The organism is Seohaeicola zhoushanensis (assembly GCF_014656415.1).
GTDB lineage: Bacteria > Pseudomonadota > Alphaproteobacteria > Rhodobacterales > Rhodobacteraceae > Seohaeicola_A > Seohaeicola_A zhoushanensis.
Genome location: NZ_BNCJ01000002.1, coordinates 611,484 through 637,754 on the forward strand (window position 1 = coordinate 611,484; position 26,271 = coordinate 637,754).

24 protein-coding genes are annotated in these 26,271 nt (G+C 68.2%); 17 read left to right on the plus strand and 7 right to left on the minus strand.

Annotated elements, in window-relative coordinates; translation table 11 throughout:
• Complete coding sequence (locus tag IE266_RS06935) at positions 1–486, plus strand: hypothetical protein (protein ID WP_189679303.1); 486 nt, start codon at positions 1–3, stop codon at positions 484–486.
• Here IE266_RS06935 and IE266_RS06940 read toward each other — a convergent pair.
• The gene (locus IE266_RS06940; RefSeq protein ID WP_189679304.1) at positions 466–828 is read right to left on the minus strand and encodes a DUF1636 family protein; all 363 of its coding nucleotides are present in this window, start codon (positions 826–828) and stop codon (positions 466–468) included. The two genes, IE266_RS06935 and IE266_RS06940, sit on opposite strands and share 21 nt — an antisense overlap.
• A gap of 146 nt (positions 829–974) precedes the next feature.
• Here IE266_RS06940 and IE266_RS06945 point away from each other — a divergent pair, with 146 nt between their 5' ends.
• The 3 genes from IE266_RS06945 to IE266_RS06955 are packed head-to-tail and all read left to right on the plus strand — an operon-like array spanning position 975 to position 5,034.
• A complete protein-coding gene (locus IE266_RS06945; RefSeq protein WP_189679305.1) occupies positions 975–1,925 on the plus strand; it encodes an ABC transporter substrate-binding protein in 951 nt (316 codons plus the stop codon).
• The gene (locus tag IE266_RS06950) at positions 1,922–2,971 is read left to right on the plus strand and encodes a quaternary amine ABC transporter ATP-binding protein (RefSeq protein WP_189679306.1); all 1,050 of its coding nucleotides are present in this window, start codon (positions 1,922–1,924) and stop codon (positions 2,969–2,971) included. Before IE266_RS06945 ends, IE266_RS06950 begins: the two co-directional genes overlap by 4 nt.
• Complete coding sequence (locus IE266_RS06955) at positions 2,968–5,034, plus strand: ABC transporter permease (protein WP_189679307.1); 2,067 nt, start codon at positions 2,968–2,970, stop codon at positions 5,032–5,034. The genes IE266_RS06950 and IE266_RS06955 overlap by 4 nt, the downstream gene beginning before the upstream one ends.
• 114 nt (positions 5,035–5,148) lie before the next feature.
• Here the strand turns inward: IE266_RS06955 and IE266_RS06960 are convergent, their stop codons facing one another.
• Both IE266_RS06960 and IE266_RS06965 read right to left on the minus strand, forming a co-directional pair.
• Entirely contained in the window at positions 5,149–5,865 is a 717-nt protein-coding gene (locus IE266_RS06960; protein ID WP_189679308.1) for an aspartate/glutamate racemase family protein, read from the minus strand.
• A complete protein-coding gene (locus IE266_RS06965) occupies positions 5,862–6,560 on the minus strand; it encodes a GntR family transcriptional regulator (RefSeq protein ID WP_189679309.1) in 699 nt (232 codons plus the stop codon). The genes IE266_RS06960 and IE266_RS06965 overlap by 4 nt, the downstream gene beginning before the upstream one ends.
• A 110-nt stretch (positions 6,561–6,670) precedes the next feature.
• On the opposite strand from IE266_RS06965, the gene IE266_RS06970 reads away from it, so the two are divergent.
• The 7 genes from IE266_RS06970 to IE266_RS07000 all read left to right on the plus strand — a co-directional run bounded on the left by IE266_RS06970 (position 6,671) and on the right by IE266_RS07000 (position 14,829).
• A complete protein-coding gene (locus tag IE266_RS06970) occupies positions 6,671–8,356 on the plus strand; it encodes a thiamine pyrophosphate-binding protein (RefSeq protein WP_189679310.1) in 1,686 nt (561 codons plus the stop codon).
• Positions 8,357–8,555: 199 nt separating this feature from the next.
• Entirely contained in the window at positions 8,556–9,695 is a 1,140-nt protein-coding gene (locus IE266_RS06975; protein ID WP_189679311.1) for an enolase C-terminal domain-like protein, read from the plus strand.
• Positions 9,692–10,942 carry an NAD(P)/FAD-dependent oxidoreductase gene (locus IE266_RS06980; RefSeq protein ID WP_189679312.1) on the plus strand — a complete coding sequence of 417 codons (1,251 nt, stop codon included), beginning with the start codon at positions 9,692–9,694 and terminating at the stop codon, positions 10,940–10,942. The genes IE266_RS06975 and IE266_RS06980 overlap by 4 nt, the downstream gene beginning before the upstream one ends.
• Before the next feature lie 51 nt (positions 10,943–10,993).
• Entirely contained in the window at positions 10,994–11,971 is a 978-nt protein-coding gene (locus tag IE266_RS06985; protein ID WP_189679313.1) for a TRAP transporter substrate-binding protein, read from the plus strand.
• Between the two features lie 104 nt (positions 11,972–12,075).
• On the plus strand, positions 12,076–12,606 hold the full coding sequence (locus IE266_RS06990) for a TRAP transporter small permease (protein ID WP_189679314.1): 531 nt from the start codon (positions 12,076–12,078) through the stop codon (positions 12,604–12,606).
• Positions 12,607–12,610: 4 nt separating this feature from the next.
• Positions 12,611–13,924 (plus strand): TRAP transporter large permease, encoded by a 1,314-nt coding sequence (locus IE266_RS06995; RefSeq protein ID WP_189679315.1) that lies wholly within the window; start codon positions 12,611–12,613, stop codon positions 13,922–13,924.
• On the plus strand, positions 13,885–14,829 hold the full coding sequence (locus IE266_RS07000) for a hypothetical protein (protein ID WP_229863915.1): 945 nt from the start codon (positions 13,885–13,887) through the stop codon (positions 14,827–14,829). Before IE266_RS06995 ends, IE266_RS07000 begins: the two co-directional genes overlap by 40 nt.
• Before the next feature lie 88 nt (positions 14,830–14,917).
• Here the strand turns inward: IE266_RS07000 and gshB are convergent, their stop codons facing one another.
• From gshB to rsmI, 3 genes are read right to left on the minus strand one after another with little or no spacing between them, the layout of a single operon-like run.
• Positions 14,918–15,853 carry a glutathione synthase gene (gene gshB / locus IE266_RS07005; RefSeq protein ID WP_189679316.1) on the minus strand — a complete coding sequence of 312 codons (936 nt, stop codon included), beginning with the start codon at positions 15,851–15,853 and terminating at the stop codon, positions 14,918–14,920.
• 60 nt (positions 15,854–15,913) lie between these two features.
• Positions 15,914–16,282 (minus strand): YraN family protein, encoded by a 369-nt coding sequence (locus tag IE266_RS07010; protein ID WP_189679317.1) that lies wholly within the window; start codon positions 16,280–16,282, stop codon positions 15,914–15,916.
• A gap of 3 nt (positions 16,283–16,285) precedes the next feature.
• The gene (rsmI, locus tag IE266_RS07015) at positions 16,286–17,143 is read right to left on the minus strand and encodes a 16S rRNA (cytidine(1402)-2'-O)-methyltransferase (RefSeq protein ID WP_189679318.1); all 858 of its coding nucleotides are present in this window, start codon (positions 17,141–17,143) and stop codon (positions 16,286–16,288) included.
• Between the two features lie 85 nt (positions 17,144–17,228).
• Between rsmI and IE266_RS07020 the strand changes: the two genes are divergently transcribed.
• The 5 genes from IE266_RS07020 to ftsY all read left to right on the plus strand — a co-directional run bounded on the left by IE266_RS07020 (position 17,229) and on the right by ftsY (position 24,809).
• Positions 17,229–18,398, plus strand: a complete 1,170-nt coding sequence (locus IE266_RS07020; RefSeq protein WP_189679319.1) for a penicillin-binding protein activator — start codon at positions 17,229–17,231, stop codon at positions 18,396–18,398.
• Positions 18,358–21,174, plus strand: a complete 2,817-nt coding sequence (locus IE266_RS07025; RefSeq protein ID WP_189679320.1) for a [protein-PII] uridylyltransferase — start codon at positions 18,358–18,360, stop codon at positions 21,172–21,174. The genes IE266_RS07020 and IE266_RS07025 overlap by 41 nt, the downstream gene beginning before the upstream one ends.
• A gap of 141 nt (positions 21,175–21,315) precedes the next feature.
• The gene (locus tag IE266_RS07030; RefSeq protein WP_189679321.1) at positions 21,316–23,001 is read left to right on the plus strand and encodes an NAD(P)H-dependent oxidoreductase subunit E; all 1,686 of its coding nucleotides are present in this window, start codon (positions 21,316–21,318) and stop codon (positions 22,999–23,001) included.
• Entirely contained in the window at positions 22,998–23,612 is a 615-nt protein-coding gene (locus tag IE266_RS07035; protein ID WP_189679322.1) for a lysoplasmalogenase family protein, read from the plus strand. The genes IE266_RS07030 and IE266_RS07035 overlap by 4 nt, the downstream gene beginning before the upstream one ends.
• Positions 23,613–23,687: 75 nt before the next feature.
• Positions 23,688–24,809 (plus strand): signal recognition particle-docking protein FtsY, encoded by a 1,122-nt coding sequence (gene ftsY / locus IE266_RS07040; protein ID WP_189679323.1) that lies wholly within the window; start codon positions 23,688–23,690, stop codon positions 24,807–24,809.
• Here the strand turns inward: ftsY and IE266_RS07045 are convergent, their stop codons facing one another.
• A complete protein-coding gene (locus IE266_RS07045) occupies positions 24,810–25,304 on the minus strand; it encodes an MgtC/SapB family protein (protein WP_189679324.1) in 495 nt (164 codons plus the stop codon).
• Positions 25,305–25,364: 60 nt separating this feature from the next.
• Between IE266_RS07045 and IE266_RS07050 the strand changes: the two genes are divergently transcribed.
• Positions 25,365–26,267, plus strand: a complete 903-nt coding sequence (locus IE266_RS07050) for an EamA family transporter (protein ID WP_189679325.1) — start codon at positions 25,365–25,367, stop codon at positions 26,265–26,267.
• The last annotated feature ends 4 nt before the right edge of the window (positions 26,268–26,271 follow it).

Sequence of the window (26,271 nt, forward strand, 5' to 3'; positions counted from 1 at the left end):
ATGCTCGACCGCGGATTGGCGCTCTTCGGGATCGGACTCGTCTTTGGTGGCGGGTTCGGTTTCCTCACCGCCGCCGGCATGGGCGTCACGCTGGACGGGCACGACCATGCCACCGGCCATGGCCATGCCGAGGCACCTGCGCATGACCATGCACATGCCGATCCGGTCGAGATCGCGCCCGGCGGCACCGTGCCGGGCGTGACCCTCGCCGCCCTGCCGGATTCGGCAGGCGGCTGGAACGTGCATGTTGCCGTCAGCGATTTTACCTTCTCCCCCGAAAACGCGGGGCAGGGCGATGTCGCGGGCGAGGGGCATGTGCACCTCTACCTCGACGGCGAGAAGGTCGCCCGGGTCTATGGCCCATGGGTGCATCTCGGCGCAGGGCAACCCGGGCAGGTGCTGAGTGCGGCGCTTTACTCCAACGACCACCGCCCGCTGACCAGCGGCGGCGTGCCCATCGAGGCCTCAGTCACACTTGGTCAGTGACGGCACCCGCGCCCTGAGGTGAAAGCGTATCTCTCCGGCGGGTCGTGCGTCTTCGATCCAGCCGGCGGGAGTGTCGAGATACAGACGGCAGAAGGCGGCGATGTCGCCTTCGGGCCAGTCCGGCGGCAGGTCGGAAAACACGTAGGACGCCCGCCCCTCTGCCTGAACCGCGATGCTGATCGGTGTCTCGCAGCCGCCGAAGCAGGCGAACTCCCCAACCTGAGCCATGATCCCCGCCGCCGCCAGTGCCACCTGGACGCGCGCGGCCTCTTCCAAGGCGCTGCCGCATTCGCGCCGGCAGGTGGAGCAGACGAGCAGGCGCAGTTCTGGGGTATTGGTCATCGCGGTCTTCCTGAAGATCGGGCGCATCTGGCCTGTTCCGACCGCGTGTTGCAACGCTTATCCGGGCGAAAGGGGTAATAGTGTCGTGACTTCGTGAAGAATTTGGGCGAATACTCGCGGTCAAACAAACGACAAGGGGAGTTCTCATGAAACAGCTTGCACTCGGGCTGGCACTGGCCGCCATGGCAACCGGAACGACCGCTGCCGAGATGGGCGCCGTCGACCAGCCGATCAAACTGGCGATCAACGAATGGACTGGCCAGCACGTCACCACCCATGTCGCCGGCGAGATGCTGAAGGCGGCGGGCTACAAGGTGGAATATGTCACCGCCGGCATGATGAACCAGTTCCAGGCGCTCGCCGACGGCGATCTCGACGCCACGCTCGAGATCTGGTCGTCGAACGTCTCGGATGAATACGCCAAGAAGATCGGCGAGGGCACTGTGGTCGAGATCGGCGACCTCGGCCTCGATGCCAAGGAAGGCATCGCCTATCCCGCCCATGTGGCCGAGCTTTGCCCCGGCCTGCCGGCCTGGGAGGCGCTCAAGGCCTGCGCCGGCGCCTTCGCCACCGCCGAGACCCTGCCGATGGGCCGGCTCGTCGACTATCCCGCGGACTGGGGCACGCCGGGTGCCGACCGGATGACCGGCCTCGCGCTGCCCTTCAAGGCGGTGCCCGCCGGTTCGGAAGGCGCGCTCATCACCGAACTGCGCGCCGCGACCGAGAAGAAGTCGCCGCTGCTCATCACCTTCTGGCAGCCGCATTGGGCGATGTCGGCCTATGACGTGAAGTTTGTCGACCTGCCCGAGGGCAACGAGGCCTGCTTCACCGATCCGGCCTGGGGCCCGAACCCCAACGCCGTGAACGACTGCGACTTCGCCCCCTCGCGCATTTTCAAGGCGGCCTGGTCGGGCTTTGCCGAGAAGTGGCCGGCGGCCTACGAGATCCTGACTGCCTACCAGCTTTCGGTTGAGGACCAGCAGCCGATGATGGGCGCGATCGACGTCGATGGTGGCAAGGTCGAGGACGTGGTCGCCAAGTGGATGAGCGCCAACGAGGGCAAGTGGCGCCCTGTGGTCGAAGCCGCCACCAAGTGAGCGACGCCGCGACACCGGCCATCTCCTGCCGCCACCTGTGGCAGGTTTTCGGTCCTAACGCCAAGGCCGAGCTCGTCTCGGCCCTGGCCGCCCATGGCCGCGACGGTAACGCCGCCGCTGCCGAGCTACGCGCCAAGGGGCTGATCCCTGCGGTTCAGGATGTCAGCTTCGACGTCCGCCCCGGCGAGCTCTTCGTCATCATGGGTCTCTCCGGCTCGGGCAAGTCGACGCTGGTGCGCTGCCTGTCGCGCCTGCTCGACGTGACTGCCGGTGACGTGCGCATCCAGGGCGAGGATATCGCCACCGCCAGCAAGGCCCGCCTGATCGAGCTGCGCCGCAAGAAGCTCGGCATGGTGTTCCAGCACTTCGGCCTGTTCCCCCATATGAGCGTGCTCGACAACGTGGCCTATCCCCTGCGGGTCCAGGGCATCGGGCGGGCGCAGCGCCAGGCCAAGGCGCGCGAGGTGATCGAGCTGGTCGGCCTCGGCGGGCGCGAATCCGCGTTCCCGCGCAACCTCTCCGGCGGCCAGCGCCAACGCGTCGGCATCGCCCGCTCGCTGGTCGGCGATTGCGAGGTCTGGTTCCTCGACGAACCCTTCTCGGCGCTCGACCCGTTGATCCGCCGCCAGTTGCAGGACGAGTTTCTGCAGATCCGCGCCAAGCTGAACACCACCATCGTCTTCATAACCCATGACATTGCCGAGGCGCTCAAGCTCGCCGACCGCATCGCCATCATGCGCGACGGCAAGGTGATTCAGATCGGCACGCCCTCGCAGATCGTGCTGAACCCGGTTGACGATTATGTCCGCGAGTTCGCCCGTGACGTCGCCAAGGGGCGGCACGCGCGGGTCGATTCGGTGATGAAACCCGCCCATGGCACGCTGGCCGAGGGGCCCTCGCTGCGCGAAGGCATGACGCTCGACGCCGCGCTCGCCGCCTGCGTCGCGGCGCAGGCCCCGGTGGCGGTGCGCGACGGCGCCGGTGCGGTGGTCGGCCAGATCGACCCGGCCGACCTGGTCAGCGCCCTGCACGTGGAGGAAACGTGAGCGCGCTGAGCGAGGCGCCTCCCGCCGCCCGGCCGCAGCTCGGCCCCGGCACCTGGGCGGCGCTTGTCACCCTGCTGGCCGGGGCGCTCTGCCTGATCTTCGCGCCCAGGCTGCCCTGGCTCACCGCCTGGCCGGCCGACTGGGTGTTGCTCGACACCAAGAGCCTCAGCGCCTGGCTCGAAGCCGCGCTGCGCTTCATCCGTCCCGCCGCCCGGCTGGTCTCGGCGCTGCTCGCCTATCCGATGGGCTGGGCCAACGCGCTGTTCCTCGCCACGCCCTGGCCGCTGTTCATCGGCATCGTCACCGCCATCGGCTGGCTGATCGGCGGCGCGGCCATGGCCAGCCTCGGCTTCCTCGGCCTCGTCTTCGTGCTGATCTCGGGCTATTGGGCCGAGGGAATGAGCACCCTGGCGCTGGTTGCCGTTTCCGTGCCCGTGGCACTGCTGGCGGGGCTGGCCATCGGCCTGCTCGCCAACGAGGTGCCGCGTGTGAAGGGCGCGGTGCAGGTGCTGCTCGACGTGATGCAGACGGTGCCGACCTTTGCCTATCTCACGCCGCTGGTGCTGCTTTTCGGCTTTGGCCCGGTGGTCGGGCTGATCGCCAGCGCGATCTATGCTGCGCCGCCGATGGCGCGCAACGTGATCCTCGGCTTCGAACGGGTCGAGACCGAGATCAAGGAAGCCGCCATCATGAGCGGCGCGACCCGGTTCCAGCAGCTCTTCCAGGTCGAGATCCCGGCCGCCGGGCGGCAGATCATGGTCGGCTTCAACCAATGCCTGATGGCGGCGCTTTCGATGGTGATCATCGCGGCGGTGATCGGCGGCTTCAACGACATCGGCTGGGAAGTGCTGCTGACCATGCGCAAGGCGCTGTTCGGGCAGAGCCTGCTGGCCGGGCTGGTGATCGTCGCCTTTGCCGTGGTGATCGACCGGATGAGCGGCGCGCTTGCCTTCGAGCGCGCCCGCCACGACCGCCGCGTCGCGCTGGCGATCCTCGGCGTGGCGCTGCTGGCGACGCTGCTGGTCTGGTGGCGTCACCCCGACCCCGAGGCCTTCCGCCTGCTGACGCCACTGGCCGAGGCGGTGGACAAGGGCCTGGGCGCCTTCACCGCCAGCCAGGGCGCGACGCTCGACGCGCTCAAGAACAACGCGATGTTCTATGGCCTGCTGCCGCTGCGCATCGGGCTTGACGATTCCGTGCTGCCCTTCACCTGGGGCTTCCAGTGGACCGCCTGGATGAGCGGGGCCTGGTTCGCCGTGGCGGCGCTCGCCGGGCTGGCGCTGGCGCTGTCGGGGCGGGTCACCGCCGGGATTGCGCTGACCATCGGCCTTGGCATCATCGAGACCGGCATCGCGCAACTGCCCTGGCCCTTCGTGCTGATCGGGGCGGGGGCGCTCGGGCATGTCGCCGGCGGTCGGCGGCTCGCTTTGCTCTCGGTGGTGCTGCTGCTGGCGATCCTGGTCTCGGGCCTCTGGGACCGGGCGCTGCTCTCGCTCTATCTCTGCACCGCCTCGGTGGTGGCCTGCGTCCTGGTCGGCGGCGCGCTGGGGCTGGCGAGCGCGGTCAGTCCGACGGTCTGGCGCGTGGTGCGCCCGGTCTGCGACATGCTGCAGACCATCCCGCTGTTCGTTTTCCTGATCCCGGTGCTGATGTTCTTCCAGATCGGCGAGTTCTCGGCCTTCCTCGCCATCTGCGCCTATGCCGTGGTGCCGATGATCCGCTACACGCGGCACGGTCTGGTCGAGACGCCGCCCGAGATGGTCGAGGCGGCGACGGCGGCGGGGGCGACCACCTGGCAGATGCTGCGCGACGTGCGCGCGCCCTGGGCCGCGCCGACCATCCTGCTGGGGCTGAACCAGACAATTCTCTACGCCTTCTCGATGCTGGTGATCGCCGCGCTGATCGGCACCACCGATCTCGGGCAGTCGATCTTCCTAGCGCTGGGGCAGGCGGATATCGGGCTGGGCGTCTCGGCGGGGGCGGCGATGGCGATCCTCGCCTTCATCGCCGACCGGCTGGTGCAGGGCTTCGCGCGCGGCCAGCGCGAGGCGTTGGGGCTGTGAGCCGAATTCCTGCGAGGAATTCGGCCCGTTTTCCTTCGAGGAAAACGGTCCTGCCCGAACCGTCGTAGCCGAATTCCTCGCAGGAATTCGGACGTTTTCCGCGACGGAAAACGCCTAGCCGAACCGCGGCGGCACCAGGCTCGACTGGAACCAGGTGACGAAGCTCAGGATCGAGAAGACCGGCAGCCCGGTTGCCGCCCGGATATCGGCGGCATAGGGCACCATATTGGTGCATTCCAGCACGATGGCCCCGAGATCCGGGTGCGCCTCCTTCAACGCCAGCGCCGCCGCCACGTTGTCGGCGCGGGCGAGGTCCACGTCCAGCTCCAGCTCGTTGTCGAGGATCGCCCGGGTGAACTCGTGCCCGCCCTCGGTCGACCCGATCGGCGTGCCCTGCGGCACCCCGGCCTTCACCAGGTGCATCGGCGTCAGCGTCGAGGCCGAGATCGTCAGCACCCCGGCGCGTTTGCCGGCCGGCAGCAGGCGGTTCACCATGTCGACCTGCATCAGCGACGAGGTCGCCACCGGCACCCCCACCGCCGCCGCCAGCTCGTCCTGGAACAGCGACAGGAACCCGCAGTTGGTTGTGATTCCGTCCGCGCCGTCGGCCACCAGCTCGCGCGCCGCCGCGACGAAGGCGTCGAGCGTGCCCTCCGCTCCCTTGCGCACCACCCGGTCGGGTGAGGCGCCCCGCACGATCCGGTAGTGCACCGGGAAAGGCCAGGTCAGCGCATTGCCCATGTCGCCCGGAATGCGCGGGAACCGCGCCTCCAGCATCAGGATGCCGACCGCCGCCCCGTAAACCGCCTTGCCGCCAACCGCCTTGGTCATGATGTCTCCTCGTCAGGCACGTAAAGCTGGGAATAGGCGATGCGCACCGCCTCGGCGGCATCCTCGCGCCGCCGTTCGATATGGCCGCGCATCACCTGCGCGGCCGCCTCGCCATCGCGCGAGGCTATGGCCGCGGCGATCGTCCGGTGTGCGGCGAGACGGGCCAGTTGCGGCGTGCCGCTGCCGATCATGCGTTTCATGAACATCAGCCGGATGAAACGCACGCGGTCGTTCAGGTTCTCGACCATGCGGCGGAGCTCGCTGTTGCCGCTCAGGGCGGCGATCTCGAGGTGGAAGGCCTCGTCCATCTCGAGCAGCCGCGCGGCATCGCCGCTGGCAGCATATTCCGCCGCCCCCGCCTCGACATGGGCCAGCAGCGCGTCGAGGCTCGCGTCGCTCGCCTTCAGTGCCGCCAGCCGGGCGGTCTCCGATTCGACGGCCACCCGCGCCTCGTAGAGCTCCATCACCAGCGCCGGCGAGAGCGAGCGGCAATAGAAGCCGCGCCCGCTGCGGAAGGTCAGGAAGCCCTCGGCCACCAACCGGTTCAGCGCCTCGCGCAATGGTGTGCGGCTGGCGCCAAGCTGCAGCGAGAGCGCGCTTTCATTGATGCGTTCATCGGGCTTCAGTTCGAAATCCGCCGCCATCCGGCGCAGCGCGGCATAGACGCGGCTGACGTTGCTGTCGGGTTTGGTCATGGGCGTTTTCCGGGCACCTTCGGGCGGAAGCTGGGTCTGAATCTACAAGGCGATTGACATGCGCGCAATGCTGCATATCAATCTGTATACAGCTTGACGGAGGGACCGAAATGGACAACCGGATGACTGGCGCCGAGGCGATGGTGCGGATGCTGCAGGCGCATGGCGTCACCCATATGTTCGGACTCTGTGGCGATACCACGCTGCCCTTCTATGACGCGCTGGCGCGGATGGATCATGGCATCACGCATTACCTGACCCGCGATGAACGCCACGCCGCCTATATGGGCGACGGTTATGCGCGGGTGACCGGCAAGCCGGGCGTCTGCGAGGGGCCCTCGGGCGGCGGCGCGACCTATATCCTGCCGGGCGTGGTCGAGGCCAACGAGAGTTCGATCCCGATTCTGGCGATCACCTCGGATGTCTCCACCGCCTCGCGCGGGCGCTACCCGCTGACGGAACTGGACCAGAAGGCGCTGTTTGCGCCGCTGACCAAGTGGAACGCCTCGCTCGACGATGCCGCGCGGCTGCCGGCGATGGTGCGCGCGGCCTTCCGCGCGATGACCACGGGGCGGCCCGGCGCGGTGCACCTCGCGCTGCCCTTCGACACGCAGAAGGCCCCGGTCGAGGAGGCCGAGATCTGGGCCGACCCGCGCCACCGGACCTTCCCCGCCGAACGCGCCGGGCCCGATCCCGAGGCAATTACCGAGGCGGCGAACATGCTGGAGGGGGCGAAACGCGCCGTGGCGATCTGCGGCGGCGGGCCGGTGATCGCGGGGGCGGCTGAAGAACTGGCGGCGCTAGCGAGAATGCTGGACCTGCCGATTGCAACAACGGTTTCGGGGCAGGGCGCCATCGCCGAAACTGACCCGCAGGCGCTGGGTGTGGTCGGTTCGAACGGCGGCAACCCGGCGACGCGGGCCGTGGTCGACGAGGCCGACCTCGTGCTGTTCATCGGCTGCCGCGCGGGGTCGGTCACCACCGAACGCTGGCGCTCGCCCAAGCCGGCCGTGAAGATCATCCACATCGACAGCGACCCGATGGTGATCGGCGCGAACTATTCCACCGAGGTGGCGATCTGCGCCGACGCGAAGCTGGCGCTGGCCGCGCTGGTGGCCGAACTGGGCAGCCGCGCGTTGGCCGGGCAGGGCGGGCAGGCGCGTGCCGCCGCCGCCTGGCAGGCCAAGCTTGCCGCATTTGCGCCGCTCGCCGCCAGCGACGAACGCCCGATCCGGCCCGAACGGGTCATCGCCACGCTGCAGGGCCTGCTTGACGACGACGCCATCATCGTCGCCGACCCCGGTACGCCCTGCCCCTACTTCAGCGCGCATTACCGCTGGCCGGTGGCGGGGCGGAACTTCATCACCAATCGCGCGCATGGCGCGCTCGGCTATGCGCTGGCGGCCTCGATGGGCGCCCATGCCGGGCGCCCGGACGTCAAGACCGTGGCGGTGATGGGCGACGGTTCATTTGGCTTCTGCTGCGGCGAGTTCGAGACGATCTGCCGCTACCGGATGCCGATCACCTCGATCGTCTTCTCCAACTCGGTCTACGGCTGGATCAAGGCGGGGCAGAACTCGGGCTTTGGCCAGCGGTTCTACAACGTCGATTTCAACCGCACCGATCATGCCGCCGTGGCCGCGGCCTTTGGCGTGAAGTCCTGGCGGGTCCAGGACCCGGCTGACCTCAAGCGGGTGCTGGCCGAGGCGCTGGCCCATGACGGCCCGACCCTGGTGGACGTGATCTCGCAGCCGCTGCACGAGGCGGCGGCCCCGGTGTCGGAATGGGTGGCCTGAGGGTGGAGAGCTTCGCGCCGCTCGATCCGGCCTTTCGCCCGGCGGCACGCCGGGCAGCGCCTGCCTGCCCCCCGGCAGGCGCTTTCAACGTGGCAACGGGTGACGACGTCGGGGCACCGAAAGCCCGCCCGCCGCTGACCCCGTCGTACTCCGGCGCCCGCCCAGGCAGGCGCTGCCCTTCTCGCCCGGAACGCGCCTCATGACCGCGCCCGACGACATCATCTCGGGCATGGAAGTCTGGCACTGCGCCCTGCCGGTGGTGGGGCGGCGCGACCACGGGATTGGCAGCGTCGGCGGGTCGGTCGAGGTCATCGTCCTGCGGCTCACCACCGAGGGCGGGCTGGAGGGCTGGGGCGAGGCCTCGCCCTGGGTTGTCTTCACCGGATCGCCCGAGGCCAGCTACGCCGCGCTGAACCGCTATCTCCGCCCGCTGGTGATCGGCCGCCGGGTGTCAGACCGGCAGGCGATCATGGACCTTGCCCGCCGCGCCGTGGTGCATTGCACCGAGGCCAAGGCGGCGCTGGAAACCGCGCTGCTTGACCTGGCCGGCAAGCTTGCCGGCCAGCCGGTCTGGGCGCTGCTCGGCGGGCAGGACCCGCAACCGATCCCGCTCTCCTGTTCCATGGCCAACCCCGACTTCGCCGCCGACCGCGCTCTGCTTGCCCGGCTCGAGGCCGATGGCGTCGGCCTCGTCAAGCTCAAGACCGGCTTCAAGGGCCATGCCTTTGACATGGAGCGGCTCGACTATATCCGCGGCCACCACCCAGGGCTGAGGATCCGCGTCGACTATAACCAGGGCCTGACCCGCGAGGAGGCGATGGCTCAGGTGCCCGAGGTTGCCCGGTTTGCGCCCGATTTCATCGAGCAGCCGGTCGCCGCCGGCGACTGGGCGACGATGGCCGAGCTGCGCGGCCTGATCGAGATGCCGCTGCTGGCCGACGAGAGCGTCTTCGGCCCCGAGGACATGGCCCGCGCCATCGAGGCCGGCATCTGCGATGGCGTCTCGGTCAAGATCATGAAGACCGGCGGCCTGACCCGTGCGCAGAGCGTGGCGCGCATGGCGGTCGAGGCGGGCCTTCTGGCCTATGGCGGCGACATGTTCGAAACCGGCATCGCCCATCTGGCCGGCGCGCATATGATCGCCGCAACCCCCGAGATCACGCTTGGCTGCGAATTCTACCAGGCGACGTATTTCCTTGCCGAAGACCTGCTGGCGGAACCTTTTCCCGTGAAAGACGGGTGCGTGCAGGTGCCCCGTTCCTCAGGATTGGGACTTGTGCCGGACACGGACAAGGTCCAGAAATTTTCCATTGCAAGCGCCGGGGGCCCCATCAATTGACCGATACACCCAAGACCGTTGCGATCATCGGGGCCGGCATCGTCGGCGTCTCGACCGCGATCTGGCTGCAGCGCGACGGGCACAGGGTCATCCTGATCGACCGCAAGGGGCCGGGCGAAGGCACCAGCCACGGCAATGGCGGCGTGTTGGCCTCCTGCTCGATCATTCCGGTGGCGGTGCCGGGCCTGATCGGCAAGGCGCCGCGGATGCTGTTCGACCCGAACCAGCCGCTGTTCCTGAAATGGGGCTACTTGCCGAAACTCGCGCCCTGGCTCTGGCGCTATCTCAAGACGGCCAATGCCGACAGCGTCCGTCACCGCGCCGCGGCGCTGGCGCCGATCATCGGTGACAGCCTGGCCGACCACCAGGCGCTGGCCACCGGGACGGGGGCCGAGAAATGGCTGATCCCGGCCGACTACGTCTTCCTCTACAATGACCGCGCCCATTACGAGGGCGACGCGCTGGGCTGGAGCATCCGCAAGGAATACGGCTTCGAGGGCGAGATCCTCGAAGGTGCAGCCTTCAAGGCCTATGACCCGAACTTCGGCGGCGCGATCAGCTTTGCGGTGCGCATGCCGAACCACGGCCGCATCGCCGATCCCGGCCAGTATGTGAAGGACCTTGCCGCCCATGCCGAGAGGCAGGGCGCCAAGATCATCAAGGCCGACGTGCAGGATATCGTGCGCGAGAACGGCCGGGTGACCGGCATTCGCGCCGGCGGCACGACCATCGCCTGCGACGATGCCATCCTCGCCACCGGTGCCTGGTCGGTGCCGCTGACCAACAAGCTCGGCCTGCACATGCCGCTGGAGAGCGAACGCGGCTATCACCTCGAACTCTGGGAACCCTCGGTCATGCCGCGCTCGCCGGTCATGGTCGCTTCGGGCAAGTTCGTGGTGACCCCGATGGAGGGCCGTATCCGCCTCGCCGGCGTAGTCGAGTTCGGCGGGCTCGACGCGCCGCCCTCGCGCGCGCCCTTCCGCCTGCTCGAACGCAACATCCGTGCGGCGATGCCTGGGCTGACCTGGAAGAAGACGATCGAATGGATGGGCCACCGCCCCTCGATGGTCGATTCGATCCCGGTGATCGGCAAGGTGCCGGGGGTCGAGGGCATCTACCTCGGCTTTGGCCACGACCATGTCGGTCTGACAGGCGGCCCCAAGACCGGACGCATCCTCGCGCAGCTGGTATCCGGCCGCGCGCCCAACATTGATCTTGCCCCCTATAGTCCTGAACGTTTTAACTGAAACCGCAACCGGTGCCGCAGAGCGCCGGATCCTCAAAACAGGGAGACTGAAATGAAGACAATTGCACGACTGATGGCGGCCAGTGCCATGACCTTCGCCGGCGCGGTGACCGCGCAGGCCGAGAAGTGGGACATGCCGATGGCCTACGCGGCCTCGAACTTCCACTCCGAGATCGGCGCCGCCTTCGGCAAATGCGTGACCGACGGCACCAAGGGCGCTCTCGAGATCGTGACCCACCCCTCGGGCTCGCTGTTTGCCGGCAACGAGATCAAGCGCGCGGTGCAGACCGGCCAGGCCAATATCGGCGAGCGGCTGCTCTCGGCACATGAGAACGAGAACCCGCTCTACGGCGTCGACTCGATCCCCTTCCTGGTCTCCTCCTTCGACGAGCACGAAAAGCTCTGGAAGATCGCCGAGCCCTATGTGACCAAGGCACTGGCGGGCGACAACCTGCATTATCTCTACTCGGTTCCGTGGCCGCCGCAGGGCCTCTACATCAACAAGCCGATGACCTCGGTGGCCGACCTCAAGGGCGTCAAGTTCCGCTCCTATTCGACCGCCACGGCCCGCATGGCCGAGCTGACCGGCGCTCTGCCGGTGCAGGTCGAGGCGGCGGAACTCAGCCAGGCGCTGGCGACCGGCGTGGCCGAGAGCTTCATCTCCTCGGGCGCGACCGGCTATGACCGCAAGGTCTGGGAGCACCTGAGCCACTTCTACGAAGTCGACGCCTGGCTGCCGCGCAACGCCGTCTTCGTGAACATGGACGCCTGGAACGGCCTCGACGACGCCACCAAGACGGTGATGAACGACTGCGCCGCCACTGCGGCAGCCGACGGCCTTGCCAAGTCGAAGGACTATACCGCTTTCACGCTTGACGGGCTGAAAGCAGGCGGCATGACCGTCGAACGCGCCGGTGACGAGCTGATGAACGGCCTCAAGGCGATCGGCGCGACCATGACCGAGGAGTGGCTGGCCAAGGCCGGTGACGACGGCAAGGCCATCGTCGACGCCTACAAGGCCGGCAACTGACGCCGGACGACCGGGCCGGGGCCAAATTTCTTGCGAAGAAATTTGCAAAAATCTTTGCAAGATTTTTGGCCCCCCTTCCAGCTGGTGCAACGCGGGGGTGAGCGATGCCGATTGCCAGGGTGCTGCGGCGCCTTCTTGATGGCCTGTACACTCTTGGCGGAGTGATCGCGGCCTTTTTCCTGATCGCCATCCTGGTGCTGATCGTGCTGCAGATGCTGGCGCGATGGACCGGGCAGGTCTTTCCCGGCGCGACCGATTACGCCGGCTACTGCATGGCGGCGGCCTCGTTCTTCGCCTTCGCCTATGCGCTGAACCACGGCGCGCATATCCGGGTGTCGCTGTTCCTCACCGCGCTCGGCCGGCACCGCTGGTGGGGCGAGGTCTGGTGCTTCGGCATCGGCGCGGCCACCGCGACCTACTTTGCCTACTACGCCGTCAAGGGCACCCGGCTGTCGTTGCGCTTCAAGGAACTGAGCCAGGGCCTCGACGCCACGCCGATGTGGATCCCGCAGCTGGCGATGTGCATCGGCACCATCCTTCTCGCGGTCTGTTTCTGGGATCACCTGATCCGGCTGCTCTTCACCGGGTCTCACGGTATCTCGGAAGAGACCGTCGACCAGGCCCACGCGGAGTAGGTTCATGGAACAGCTCATTCCCATCGCCATCTTCCTCTGCGTCCTCTTCCTGCTGCTGGGCTCCGGCGTCTGGGTCGGCCTCGCGCTGATGGGCGTGGCCTATGTCGGCATGGAGCTCTTCACCTCGCGCCCCGCCGGCGACGCGATGATCACCAAGATCTGGACCTCGTCTTCCTCCTGGACGCTGACCGCCCTGCCATTGTTCATCTGGATGGGCGAGATCCTCTACCGAACGCGATTGTCCGAGGACATGTTCCGCGGCCTCAGCCCCTGGATGGCGCGGCTGCCGGGGGGGCTCGTGCATACCAATATCGTCGGCTGCACCGTCTTCGCGGCGGTCTCGGGCTCTTCGGCGGCAACGCTGACCACGGTCGGCAAGATGTCGATCCCCGAGCTGCGCAAGCGCAACTATCCCGAAACCATGATCATCGGCACCCTGGCGGGGGCCGCCACGCTGGGCCTGATGATCCCGCCCTCGCTGACGCTGATCGTCTACGGCGTCACGATCAACGAATCGATCACCAAGTTGTTCATGGCCGGCGTCTTCCCCGGCCTGGTGCTGGCGGCGATGTTCATGGCCTATGTCGCCATCGCCTCCTTCGTGAAGCGCGACTTCAACCCGACGCCTGAACCGCGAATGAGCTTTACCGAGAAGCTGAAGAACTCGCGCTTCCTGCTGCCGGTGATCTGCCTGATCCTGGTGGTGATCGGCTCGATGTATCTCGGCCTTGCCACGGCGACCGAGGCGGCGGCCTTCGGGGTGATCGGCTCGCTGCTGCTGGCGGCGGGGCAGGGGTCGCTCTCCTTTGCGACCTTCTCTGAGAGCCTGATGGGCGCGGTGCGCACCTCGGCGATGATCGCGCTGATCCTCGCCGGCGCGGCCTTCCTGTCGCTCTCGATGGGCTTCACTGGCCTGCCGCGCGGGCTGGCGGACCTGATCGCCTCGCTGGAGCTGTCGAAGTTTCAGCTTCTGATGGCGCTGCTGGTCTTCTACATCGTGCTTGGCTGCTTCCTGGACGGAATCTCTTCGGTGGTGCTGACCATGGCGGTGGTCGAGCCGATGATCCGCCAGGCCGGCATCGACATCATCTGGTTCGGCATCTTCATCGTGGTGGTGGTCGAGATGGCGCAGATCACGCCGCCGATCGGCTTCAACCTCTTCGTGCTGCAGGGGATGACCGGGCACCAGATGACCTTCATCGCCCGCGCCGCGATCCCGATGTTCCTGATCATGGTGGCGATGGTCTTTGTGCTGATCTTCTTCCCCGAGATCGCCACATGGCTGCCCGAGAACATCCGCCAGCGGCCCGGCACCTGATGCACCTGCTGGTACTGGCCGCCCGCCACGGGCGGCTGCTGCTGGTCGCCGGGCTGGTGGCGGGGCTGGTCCTGCAGGACCTGGCCCAGGCGATGCGGGCCTGGCTGCCGGCGATGGTGGCCGGGCTGATCCTGATCTCGGCCTTCCGCATCGGCCACCGCCAGGCGATGACCTCGCTTGCCGAGCTGCCGCGCCTTGCCGGGGCGGTGCTGGCCTTCCAGGTGGCGGTGCCGCTGGCGGTGGCGCTGGCCTGCCTGGCGCTGGGGCTGGCGGGCACGCCCCTGGCGGTGGCGCTCACGCTGATGACGGCGGCGCCCTCGGTTGCGGGCAGTCCGAACCTGACGGTGATGGCCGGCGGCCCGCCGGTGCCGGCGCTGCGCATGGTGATCGTCGGCACGGCGGTGCTGCCACTGACGGTGATCCCGGCCTTCCTGGTCAGCTCGGGCCTCGGCGGGCCGGCCGACCTGCTGTACGTCTCGGCCCGCCTGACCGCGATCATCCTCGCCGCCGCCGGGGTGGCCTTCTGGCTGCGCGCGCGCCTCCTGCCGGCGCCGGAGGCGCGGCAGGTTCAGGCCGTCGACGGCGCCTCGGCGCTCTTGATGGCGGTGATGGTGGTCGGGTTGATGTCAGCGGCCGGTCCGGCGCTGACCCAGGAACCGGCGCGCTTCTTCACCTGGCTGGGCATCGCCTTCGCCGCCAACTTCGGGCTGCAGCTGCTGGCGGGCCGGGTGCTGCGCGGCCGCGACGACCGCACCCCGCTTGCGATCATCGCGGGAAACCGCAACATCGCGTTGTTCCTCGTGGCGCTGCCGCCCGAGATCACTACGCCGATCCTGCTCTTCATCGGCTGCTACCAGGTGCCGATGTATCTGACGCCGCTGCTGATGCGCTGGTATTACCGCTGAGCTGCGGCTTCCTTTTGCCCCAAATATCCTCGGGGGGAGCGGCCGCCAGGCCGCCGGGGGGCAGACAGCCCCCCGCCTCGGAGTTCTCTCAGCCGACCTTCGCCTCGATCACCTGCCAGATCTTCTCGGCCACGTTGATGCCGTCGAAGCGTTCCAGCTCCTGGATGCCGGTGGGCGAGGTCACGTTGATCTCGGTCAGATAGTCGCCGATCACGTCGATGCCGACGAAGACCTGGCCCTTCTCGCGCAGGAGCGGGCCGATGGTGGCGCAGATCTCGCGGTCGCGTGCGGTGAGGCCAACCTTCTCGGGGCGTCCGCCCACATGCATGTTCGAGCGCGTCTCGCCCGCCTTCGGCACCCGGTTGATCGCACCCACCGGCTCGCCGTCGACCAGGATCACCCGCTTGTCGCCCTGGGCGACGGCGGGCAGGAACTTCTGCACGATCAGCGGCTCGCGCGAGAAGCCGGTGAACAGCTCGTAGAGCGAGGAGAGGTTGCGGTCGTTCTCGTCCAGGCGGAACACGCCGGCGCCGCCGTTGCCGTAAAGCGGCTTGAGGATGATGTCGCCATGGCGCGCCTTGAAGGCGCGGATGGTGTCGAGGTCGCGGGCGATGGTGGTCGGCGGGGTCAGGCCGGGGAAGTTCAGCACCAGCAGCTTCTCGGGGAAGTTGCGCACCCAGAACGGGTCGTTGACCACCAGCGTCGTCGCCTTCAGCCGGTCGAGCAGGTGCGTCGAGGTGATGTAATGCATGTCGAAGGGCGGATCCTGGCGCAGCCAGACCACGTCGAAATCGGCCAGGTCCACCTCGCGCGACTCGCCCAGGATCGCCGGCGCCTCAGGCACCCGCTGCACGGTCATATCCTGTCCGCGCGCGGTGATCCGGCCCTCCTGGAAGGCCAGCTGGTCCGGCCCGTAGTAGAACAGCGTATGTCCGCGCTTCTGGGCCTCTTCGGCCAGCCGGAAGCTGCTGTCGGCGTTGATGTTCACCGAAAGGATCGGATCCATCTGGAAGGCGATTTTCATGGCGGTCCCCTTGTCGCTGGCCGCATTCATGGCGCAGCGGCGAGGGGGGATCAATGGCGATCAGGCCTCGCCGAAGGCGTTTTCGATGATGTGAAAGGCGCCCGAGCCATTCACCAGCGCCACGTCAAAGCGCATGTTGGTCATCAGCCCACGGGGTTCGCCGGCCAGGAATTGTTCGGCAGCGGCACAAATCCGGCGCATCTGGCGGCGGCAGAGCGCCTCGGCCGCGCTGGCGAAATCGCGGCTTTGCTTGACTTCGACAAAGACCAGCCCCTCACCGTCGCGCGCGATGATGTCGATCTCGCCGCCGCTGGCGCGCCAGCGCCGCCCGGCCAGGGTGAAGCCGCGCCGCTGGTACTCCTCGGCGATCCGCTCTTCGGCGGCGGCGCCCGCCTCATGCGCCGTGCGCCCGCGCAGATCCCTTCGCATCCCTCAGTCCTTCCCTAGTTTCAGCGCCATCTGGTAGACCTGCCGCCGCGGAAGCCCATGCATCCGCGCCACAAGATCAGCCGCATCGCGCAGACGATTCGCCTTAATCGCCTCGATCAGGTCTGCTTCTACGTCAATTTCCCTAACATTCCCCGAACGCCCCCGGTCGACCACCAGCACGATCTCGCCCTTCACCGGTGCTTCGGCGAGGTCGGCGGCCAGTTCTCCCAATGGCGCGCGGCGCACCTCCTCGAACTTCTTGGTCAGTTCGCGGCAGAGCGCCGCCGGCCTTTCGGCGCCCAGCACCTCGGCCATGTCCGCCAGTGACGCGGCCACTCGCTGCGGCGATTCGTAGAACACCAGCGTGCCGGGCACCTGCGCCAGTTCCTCCAGCCGCGCCTTGCGCGCGGCGCTGGCGGGGGGCAGGAAACCGGCGAAGAAAAAGGCGTCGGTCGGCAGCCCGGCCAGGGTCAGCGCCGTCGGCAGGGCCGAAGGGCCCGGAGCGCAGGTCACCGGCTGCCCGGCGGCCGTGGCGGCGCGTGCGAGGTCGAAGCCCGGGTCGGCGATCAGCGGCATCCCGGCCTCCGAGGCATAGGCCACCGACTTGCCCTCGGCCATCGCCGCGACCAGCCTGGCGCGCACCGTCTCGCCGCTGTGATCGTGATAGGCGACGATCCGGCGCCCCTCCAGCGGGACGCCGTGGATCTCCATCAGCCGGCGCAGGCTGCGGGTGTCCTCGGCCGCCAGGACATCGGCCGAGGCGAGCGTATCCAGCGCCCTGAGCGTGATGTCGCGCGCGGTTCCGATCGGGGTGGCGACAAAGTGCAGCCCGGGGGCCAAACGCACCTTCTGATGATTCAATGCTGGACCCGCCTACGTTGACGACTATTATCCTGGATCGACCAGAGGGCGGCAAAAAGCCGCGCGATCCGAGGGAGAGTGTTTCATGTTCGCTGTTTTTTCCAGGGCCCGCAAGGCGGCCCTCGTCGGAGTTACCCTGATCGCCGGCGCAGTGCTGGCTGCCTGCGATACCGTCGGAACCGGCGGTCCCAGCATCGATACCTCTGCCCCGGTGCCGGTGGCGCTGCTGGTGCCGCGCGGCTCGGCGCAGCCGGGCGACGCGATTCTGGCCGCGAGCCTCGAGAACGCGGCACGGCTGGCGATCGGCGACCTGCAGGGCGTGAAGATCGACCTGCGCGTCTATGATACCGCCGGCGACGCGACCACGGCCGCCACGGTGGCGAGCCAGGCGGTGGACGAGGGCGCTCGGATCATCCTCGGCCCGGTCTACGCGGAATCCGCCAATGCTGCCGGCCTCGCCGTGCGCGGACGCAACGTCAACGTGCTGTCCTTCTCGAACAACCCCTCGATCGCCGGTGGCAACGTCTTCATCCTGGGGCATACCTTCGCCAATACCGCCAGCCGGATGGCGAATTACGCGGCAACCCACGGCAAGCGCAACATCGTGGTGGTCTATTCCAACGATCTCGCCGGAACCGCCGGGCGCGATGCCTTCCAGTCGGCCGCCACCCGCGCCGGCGCGCGGATCGCGGGCGAGGTGCCCTTTGAGCTCTCGCAGCAGAGCGTGATCGCCTCGATTCCGCGCATCAAGGACGCCGTGAGCTCCACTGGCGCCGATGCGCTCTTCCTCACCGCCAATACCGCCGGAGCGCTGCCGCTGATGTCGCAGCTGCTGCCCGAGGCCGGGGTTTCGCCTACGACGGTGCAATACATGGGCCTGACCCGCTGGGACATCCCGGCGCAGACGCTGGAGCTGCCGGGCGTGCAGGGCGGATGGTTCGCGCTGCCCGATCCGAACAAGGCGGCGCAGTTCACCGCCCGCTATTCCGCCGCCTATGGCGCGGCGCCGCACCCGATCGGCGGGCTGGCCTATGACGGCATCGCCGCCATCGGTGCGCTGGTGGGCGCGGGCAAGTCCGACGCGCTGACCGGTGCGGCGCTGACCCAGGGCGCCGGCTTCCAGGGCGTCGGTGGCATCTTCCGGCTCCTCGGGGACGGAACCAACCAGCGTGGCCTGGCCGTGGCCACGATCCAGAACAGACAGGTGGTAGTGATTGACCCTGCGCCAACAAGCTTCTCGGGCGCTGGCCTCTGAGCCAGCCGTCCCGGCGCCCGACCTCTCGCTGATCTGCGAGCCGGGGTCGATCTTTGACGTAGCCGCCGTGACCGCGGCGCTGGATGCGCTGCCGGCGGACGGCGCATCAGCGACCGGGCTGCGCAACGAGACCGTGCGCATCCTGCGCGAGGCCAACCTCGCCGGGCGCGAGGCGATTGCCGAGGCCTTTGCAAAGGCGCCGTTCAACGCCCAGGCGCTGACGCGCTCTTATGCCTGGCTGACCGATTGCCTGGTGATCTCGGCGCTGCGCGTGGCGCGCACGCGGCTGCATCCGCTGCCCAATCCCACGGCCGCCGAGCGCATCGCGCTGATCGCGGTAGGCGGTTACGGGCGGGGCGAGATGGCGCCCTTCTCGGACGTCGACCTGCTTTTCGTCACGCCCTACAAGATCACCCCCTGGGCCGAGAGCGTCATCGAGTCGATGCTCTACATCCTCTGGGACCTGCGCCTGAAGGTGGGCCATGCCAGCCGCACCATCCGCGAGTGCGTCCGGCTGGGCCAGGAAGATTTCACCATCCGCACCGCGCTGCTCGAACATCGCTTCCTGACCGGCGACGCCCGGCTGGCGGCCGAGCTCGACAAGCGGCTCAAGGCCGATCTCTTCGCCCATGACGCCCGCGCCTTCCTCGAGGCCAAGCTCGCCGAGCGCGCCAGCCGGCACCAGAAATTCGGCCAGCGCTACATGGTCGAGCCCAACGTCAAGGAGGGCAAGGGCGGCCTGCGCGACCTGCAGTCGATGTTCTGGATGGCGAAATATGTCCACGGCGTCGACGACACCGCCGACCTGGTGCCGCTCGGCGTGTTCCGGCGCGAGGAGTTCGACCGCTTCCAGCGCGCCGAGGATTTCCTCTGGGCGGTGCGTGCCCATATGCACCTGATCGCCGGCCGCGCCACCGAGCAGTTGACCTTCGACCTGCAGGTCGAGGTGGCCGAGCGCATGGGCTACGAGGACAAGTCGGGCCGGCGCGGGGTCGAGGTCTTCATGCAGGAGTATTTCCGCCACGCCACGGCGGTGGGCGACCTGACCCGCATCCTGCTGACCAAGATGGAGGCGATCCACGTCAAGCCGGCGCCGCTGCTCGACCGGATCTTCCCGCGCAAGCGGCGGGTGCGCGACGGCTACGAGGTGATCCACAACCGGCTCGCCATCGCCGATCCGGCGAGCTTCTTCGAGGATCCGCTGAACATGCTGCGCATCTTCGACGAGGGCCTGCGCACGGGAATGCTGATCCACCCGGACGCCATGCGCCAGTTGACGGCGAACCTGCGGCTGATTGACGACGAGATGCGCAACGACCGCGAGGCCGCGAACATCTTCATGGGGCTGCTGCTCAAGCATGGCAATCCCGAGCGGGCGCTGCGGCGGATGAACGAGCTGGGCGTGCTTGCCGCCTTCATCCCCGAGTTCGAGCCCATCGTCGCTATGATGCAGTTCAACATGTATCACAGCTACACGGTGGACGAGCATATCATCCAGTGCATCCGAAACCTCGCCCAGATCGAGAAGGGCGAGCTGACGGAATCGCTGCCGGTGGCTTCGGGCATCCTCAAGGAGGGCGGGCTGAACCGGCGGGTGCTCTATGTCGCGCTCCTGCTGCACGACATCGGAAAGGGCCGCAGCGAGGATCACTCGATCATCGGCGCGCAGATCGCGCGCAAGGTGGCGCCGCGACTGGGCCTGAACAAGGCGGACAGCGAAACGGTGGAATGGCTGGTGCGTCATCACCTGCTGATGTCCGACATGGCGCAGAAACGCGACATCGCCGACCCGCGCACCGTGCGCGACTTCGCCAAGGCGGTGCAGACGGTCAAGCGGCTCGACCTGCTGACGGTGCTGACGGTCTGCGACATCCGCGGAGTCGGCCCGCACACCTGGAACAACTGGAAGGCCGCGCTGCTGCGTGCGCTCTACCGTCAGACCCGGCGCGCGCTGGAAGAGGGGATGGAGGCGCTCAACCGCGAGAACCGCGGGACAGAGGCCAAGCGGCTGCTGCGCGAGGCGCTGCCCGACTGGCCGAAATCGGCGCTCAAGACCGAGACCTCGCGCCATTACCCGCCCTACTGGCAGGGGCTGCACCTCACCGCCCATGTCGATTTCGCGCGGATGCTGCGCGAGCTGGAAGAGGCCAACGACCCCGGCAAGGTGCTGATCAACCTGCACCCGGACGAGGACCGCGACGCCACCCGCGCCTGCTTCGTGATGGCCGACCATCCCGGCATCTTCGCCCGCCTCGCCGGGGCGCTGGCGCTGGTTGGCGCCAACGTGGTGGACGCGCGCAGCTATACCACCAAGGACGGCTACGTCACCGATACCTTCTGGATCCAGGATGCCGACGGCAAACCCTACGAGTCAGCCAAGCTTCCGCGCCTGGCGCAGATGATCCACAAGACGCTGAAGGGCGAGGTGGTGGCCCGCGACGCGCTCAAGTCGCGCGACAAGATCAAGAAGCGCGAGAAGGCCTTCAACGTCGCGACCCATATCGTCTTCGACAACGAGGGGTCGGATATCTACACCATCATCGAGGTGGATACCCGCGACCGGCCGGGCCTGCTCTACGACCTCGCGCGCACGCTGGCGGCCAGCAACGTCTATATCGCCAACGCGGTGATCGCGACCTTTGGCGAGCAGGCGGTCGATACCTTCTACGTCAAGGACATGTTCGGCCTCAAATACTACTCCGAGAGCAAGCAGCGCTCGCTCGAGGCCAAGCTGCGCAAGGCGATCGAAGAGGGGGCCGAGCGCGCCCGCGCCTGACAGGGGCTCCGATAGCGCGCGGCGGTTTCCGAAAGGCGCCGCTGCGGCAACGCAAAGCCGCGCCGGGATGTCGCTTTTGATCGCCCTTGCGGTCGGGACCGGGTATAGACCCGATCGCGAAGCACGGGGAGTGATGGCGTCATGACAGTTCAGGACGGCAAGGGTGTCTGGAAATCGGGCAAGGGCAAGGGCCGTCGGACGCCGAAGGGCCGCCAGCTCGACGATGCCGCCCTGGCCGAGGTCCGCGCGCTGCTGGGCGAAGGTCCGCGCCGGCGCGACCTGCTGATCGAATACCTGCACCTGATTCAGGACGCCCACGGCCACCTCGCCGCCCGCCACCTGCGCGCGCTGGCCGAAGAGCTGCGCATCGGCCAGGCCGAGGTCTGGGAAGTCGCCTCGTTCTATGCCCATTTCGACCTGGTCAAGGAAGACGAGGCCCCGCCGCCGGCGCTGACCATCCGCGTCTGCGACTCGCTCTCCTGCGAGCTGGCCGGCGCACAGCAGCTGAAGGCGGCGCTGGAGCAGGGGCTGGACCCGGCGAAGGTGCGCGTGCTGCGCGCGCCCTGCATGGGCCGCTGCGACACCGCGCCCACGCTCGAGATCGGCCACAACCACATCGACCACGCCACGCCTGAAAAGGTGCTGGCGGCAATCCATAAACAGGATACCCACGCACATATCCCCAGCTACGAGACGCTGGAAACGTACCGCGCCGAGGGCGGTTACGCCGAACTCCTCAAGCTGCGCGAGAGCGGCGACTGGGAGGCGGTGCAGGCCCAGGTCGCGGCCTCCGGCCTGCGCGGCCTCGGCGGCGCGGGTTTCCCCTCGGGGCGCAAGTGGGGCTTCGTGCGCGCCCATCCCGGCCCGCGCTACATGGCGGTGAACGGCGACGAAGGCGAACCCGGCACCTTCAAGGACCGCCACTACCTCGAACGCCAGCCGCATGTCTTCCTCGAAGGGATGCTGATCGCCGCCTGGGCGGTCGAGGCGGAGCGCTGCTTCATCTACATGCGCGACGAATACCCGGCGGTGCTGGAGATCCTGCGCCGCGAGATCGCCGCGCTGGAAGGCGCGGGCATTGTGGACACGGGCTTTATCGAGCTGCGCCGCGGGGCAGGGGCCTATATCTGCGGCGAGGAATCCGCGATGCTCGAGTCGATCGAGGGCAAGCGCGGCCTGCCGCGCCACCGCCCGCCCTTCGTCGCCGAGGTCGGCCTCTTCGGCCGCCCCACGCTGGTCCACAACGTCGAGACGCTCTACTGGCTGTCTAAAATCGTCCGTCACGGCCCCGAGGTCCTCTCGGGGACCGAGAAGAACGGCCGCAAGGGCCTGCGCTCCTTCTCGGTCTCGGGCCGCGTGAAGCGCCCCGGCGTCCACCTGCTGCCCGCCGGTTCGACGATGCAGGACATTATCGAGGCCGCCGGCGGGATGCTCGACGGCCATACCTTCAAGGCCTATCAGCCTGGCGGCCCCTCGGCCGGCCTGCTGCCGGCCAGCATGGCCGACATCCCGATGGATTTCGACATGCTCCAGAAATACGGCACCTTCATCGGCTCCGCCGCCATCGTCGTGCTGTCCGACAGGGACTCGGCCCGCGCCGCCGCGCTCAACATGCTGCGCTTCTTCGAGGATGAAAGCTGCGGCCAATGCACCCCCTGCCGGGTCGGCTGCGGGAAGGCGGTCAAGCTGATGCAGGCCGACCGCTGGGACACCGGCCTGCTGGAAGAGCTTTGCCAGACCATGGCCGACGCCTCGATCTGCGGGCTGGGCCAGGCGGCGCCGAACCCGATCCGCCTGACCATGAAGCACTTCCCCGACGAAGTATGACACCGGCCTTATTTGTCGCCGGGGCGGCCGCGCTGGTCTACCTGCCGCTCGCCCCGCGCCCGCCGGGCTGGGTGCGCTCGGTGGTCAAGACGTTCTCGGTCGCCGTTCTGGCGCTCGCCGCGCCGGGGCTGCTGGCCGTGGCCCTCGCGCTCTGCGCGCTGGGCGACTGGCTGCTGTCCCGCCCCGGCGAACGCGCCTTCATGGGCGGCGTAGGCGCCTTCGCGGCCGGGCATCTGGCCTATGTCGCCTTCTTCCTCGCCCATCCAGTCAGCGACCCAACCCGCCTCGCAGGGCCGCTGCAACTGGCCGTGCTCGCCCTGCTGGCGCTGATCGGTCTGGCGGCCGCCGCGCTGCTCTGGCGCCACGCCGGCGCCCTGCGCGGCGCGGTGCTGGCCTATGTCCCGGTCATCCTGTCGATGGGCCTCGCCGCGCTGACCCTGCCGCCCGCGCTGGCGCTGCTTCCGGCGCTGGCCTTCATCGCCTCGGACCTGATCCTCGCCTGCGAGAAATTCCTGATGCCGCCCGCCCATCCGGCCCACCGCTGGACGCCCTACGCTGTCTGGCTGCTCTATTGGGGGGCACAGGCGGGCTTTTTCACCGCCTTCTCCTGAACCTTTGCGCCCCCGGACGCTTTCCAATCCCGCCGAAGCGCATTAGGTGAAGGGCAAGACCCTGCGGAGACGGCAATGGCATTTTTCCAGAAGCTGAAGGACAGGCTGTTCAAATCCTCCTCGAAACTCGACGAGGGGCTGGACGCCATTGTCGAGGACGGTGGTACCGAAGAAGCGGTTGCGCCACCCCCTGCCGAGCCTGCGCCGCCCCCCGCCGATCCGGTGCCGCCGCCAGCAGCCCATGCGCCGCCGCCGGTTGTCGCGCCCGCCCCGGTGACCCCGCCGCCCCAGCCCGAAGCCGCGCGCCCCGGCCTGCTCGGCCGCCTCATGGGCCGCGCCGTGCCGCAGACGGTGGTGCGCCGCACGCTCGACGACGAGATGCTGGAACAGCTCGAGGAACTGCTGATCGCCGCCGACATGGGCGTCGACACCGCCCTGCGCGTCACCGCCAACATGGCCGAGGGCCGGATGGGCCGGCGCCTGTCGTCCGATGAGATCAAGCAGCTGCTCGCCACCGAGATCGCCCGCATCATGGAGCCCGTCGCCCGCCCCATGCCGCTCTTCCCCAAGCGCCCGCAGGTGGTGCTGGTGGTCGGCGTCAACGGCTCGGGCAAGACCACCACCATCGGCAAGCTCGCCAGCCAGTTCCGCGCCGCCGGCAAGTCGGTGGTGATCGCCGCCGGCGACACCTTCCGCGCAGCTGCGGTGGAACAGCTCCAGGTCTGGGGCGACCGGGCAGGGGTGCCGGTGCTGACCGCCCCCGAGGGCTCCGACCCCGCCAGCCTCGCCTTCGACGCGATGACCAGGGCGCAGGAGGATGGCGCCGACCTGCTGCTGATCGATACCGCCGGCCGGCTGCAGAACCGCCAGGACCTGATGGAGGAACTGGCCAAGATCGTCCGTGTCATCCGCAAGAAGGACGAGACCGCGCCGCACAACACCCTGCTGGTGCTCGATGCCACCACCGGGCAGAACGCGCTTTCCCAGGTCGATATCTTCCGCAAGATCGCCGATGTTTCGGGGCTGGTGATGACCAAGCTCGACGGCACCGCCAAGGGCGGCGTGCTGGTGGCGCTGGCCGACCGCTTCGGCCTTCCGATCCACGCCATCGGGGTGGGCGAGCAGATCGACGACCTCGCCCCCTTCGACCCCGAGGAATTCGCCGCGGCGCTGACCGGACTGGACCTTAAGGCTTGATCAATCGTCCACGTCGCGCCAGCCCATGCGTTTCTCCAGCCAGCCGAGCAGCATGAGGATGGTGACCACCAGCACGGTGGCCAGCGCCGCCAGCGCCTCCTGCCCGGCGCCGCAGGCCAGCCCGATCGCGCCGGCGAGCCACATCGACGCGCCGGTAGTGACATTCTTTACCCGGCCACCCGAGGCAAAGATCGTACCCGCGCCCAGAAAGGCCACGCCGGCCGTAACCGCCTCGACCAGGCGCAGCGGGTCCACTCGCATCGTCTCGCGGTCGCCGAATTGCAGCGTGGCGAGGTTCTGGCTCACCAGGATGAACAGGCAGGCCGCCATCGAGATCAGCATATGCGTGCGCAGGCCGGCCGGCTTGCGGCTCGCCTCGCGCTCGACGCCGATCACCGCGCCGAGCAGCAGCGCGACGCCCAGCCGGATGGCCGAAGCCTCGACCGGCACCACGGAAAACCCTCCGGTCAGTTCCTCGATGATGTCGTCGACCATGCGCACCCCCTTCGTACCGAACGCGGCCTGGGCCGGCCGGTTCCCCAAGGGCCTCCGGACATGAGTGCCTGGCTGCTCTCCCTCGAAGGCACCGAGGCCGGCCACAGGCTGGCGCTGATCCTCGCCCTGCTGGCGGCCTTCCTGCACGCCGTCTTCGGGGCCCTGCAGAAGGGGCGTCACGACCCTTGGCTGTCCCGTGGCGCCATCGACGCGAGCTATGGTCTGATGGCCGCGCCCCTTGCCTTCTTCGTGGTGCCCTGGCCCGAACCGCACATGTGGTGGATTTTCGCCTGCGCCTTCGTGATCCACGTCGCCTACAAGCTGCTGCAGGCCCAGGCCTATACCAAGGGCGCCTATACGGTGGTCTACCCGGTGGTGCGCGGCACCGGCCCTCTCTTCGCGGTGATCGGCGCGCATTTCATCTTCGGCGAGGTCTTCACGCTGACCCAGTGGCTCGGCATCGCGGTGCTGCTTGCCGGCATCTTCGGGCTGGCGGCCTACAACCTTATGTTCCTGCAGGCCTCCCGGGACACGCTCAAGACGGCGCTGGCGCTGGCGGTGGTGACCGGTCTCTTCGTCGCGCTCTACACGACCTACGATGCCTACGGCATCCGCTCGACCGCCGACCCCTTCACCTTCCTGGCGTGGTTCTTCATGATCGACGGGCTGGTGATGCCGGTGATCGCGCTGCTGCGCTGGCGCAGCATGACCGAGCGCCCCGAAGTCGGCCCGCTGCTGCGGCGCGGGGTCCTCGGCGGAATCATCGCCTTCGGCAGCTTCGGCTCGGTGATGATGGCGACACGGCTCGACAAGGTGGGCGAAGCGGCGGTATTGCGCGAGACCTCGACGGTCTTCGCCGCGCTGATCGGTTGGATCGTCCTGAAGGAAACCGTGGGGCCGCGCCGCGTTGTGCTGATGGCCCTGATCGCGCTCGGCGCGGTGATCGTTGAAATGGGAGGCTGAGGCA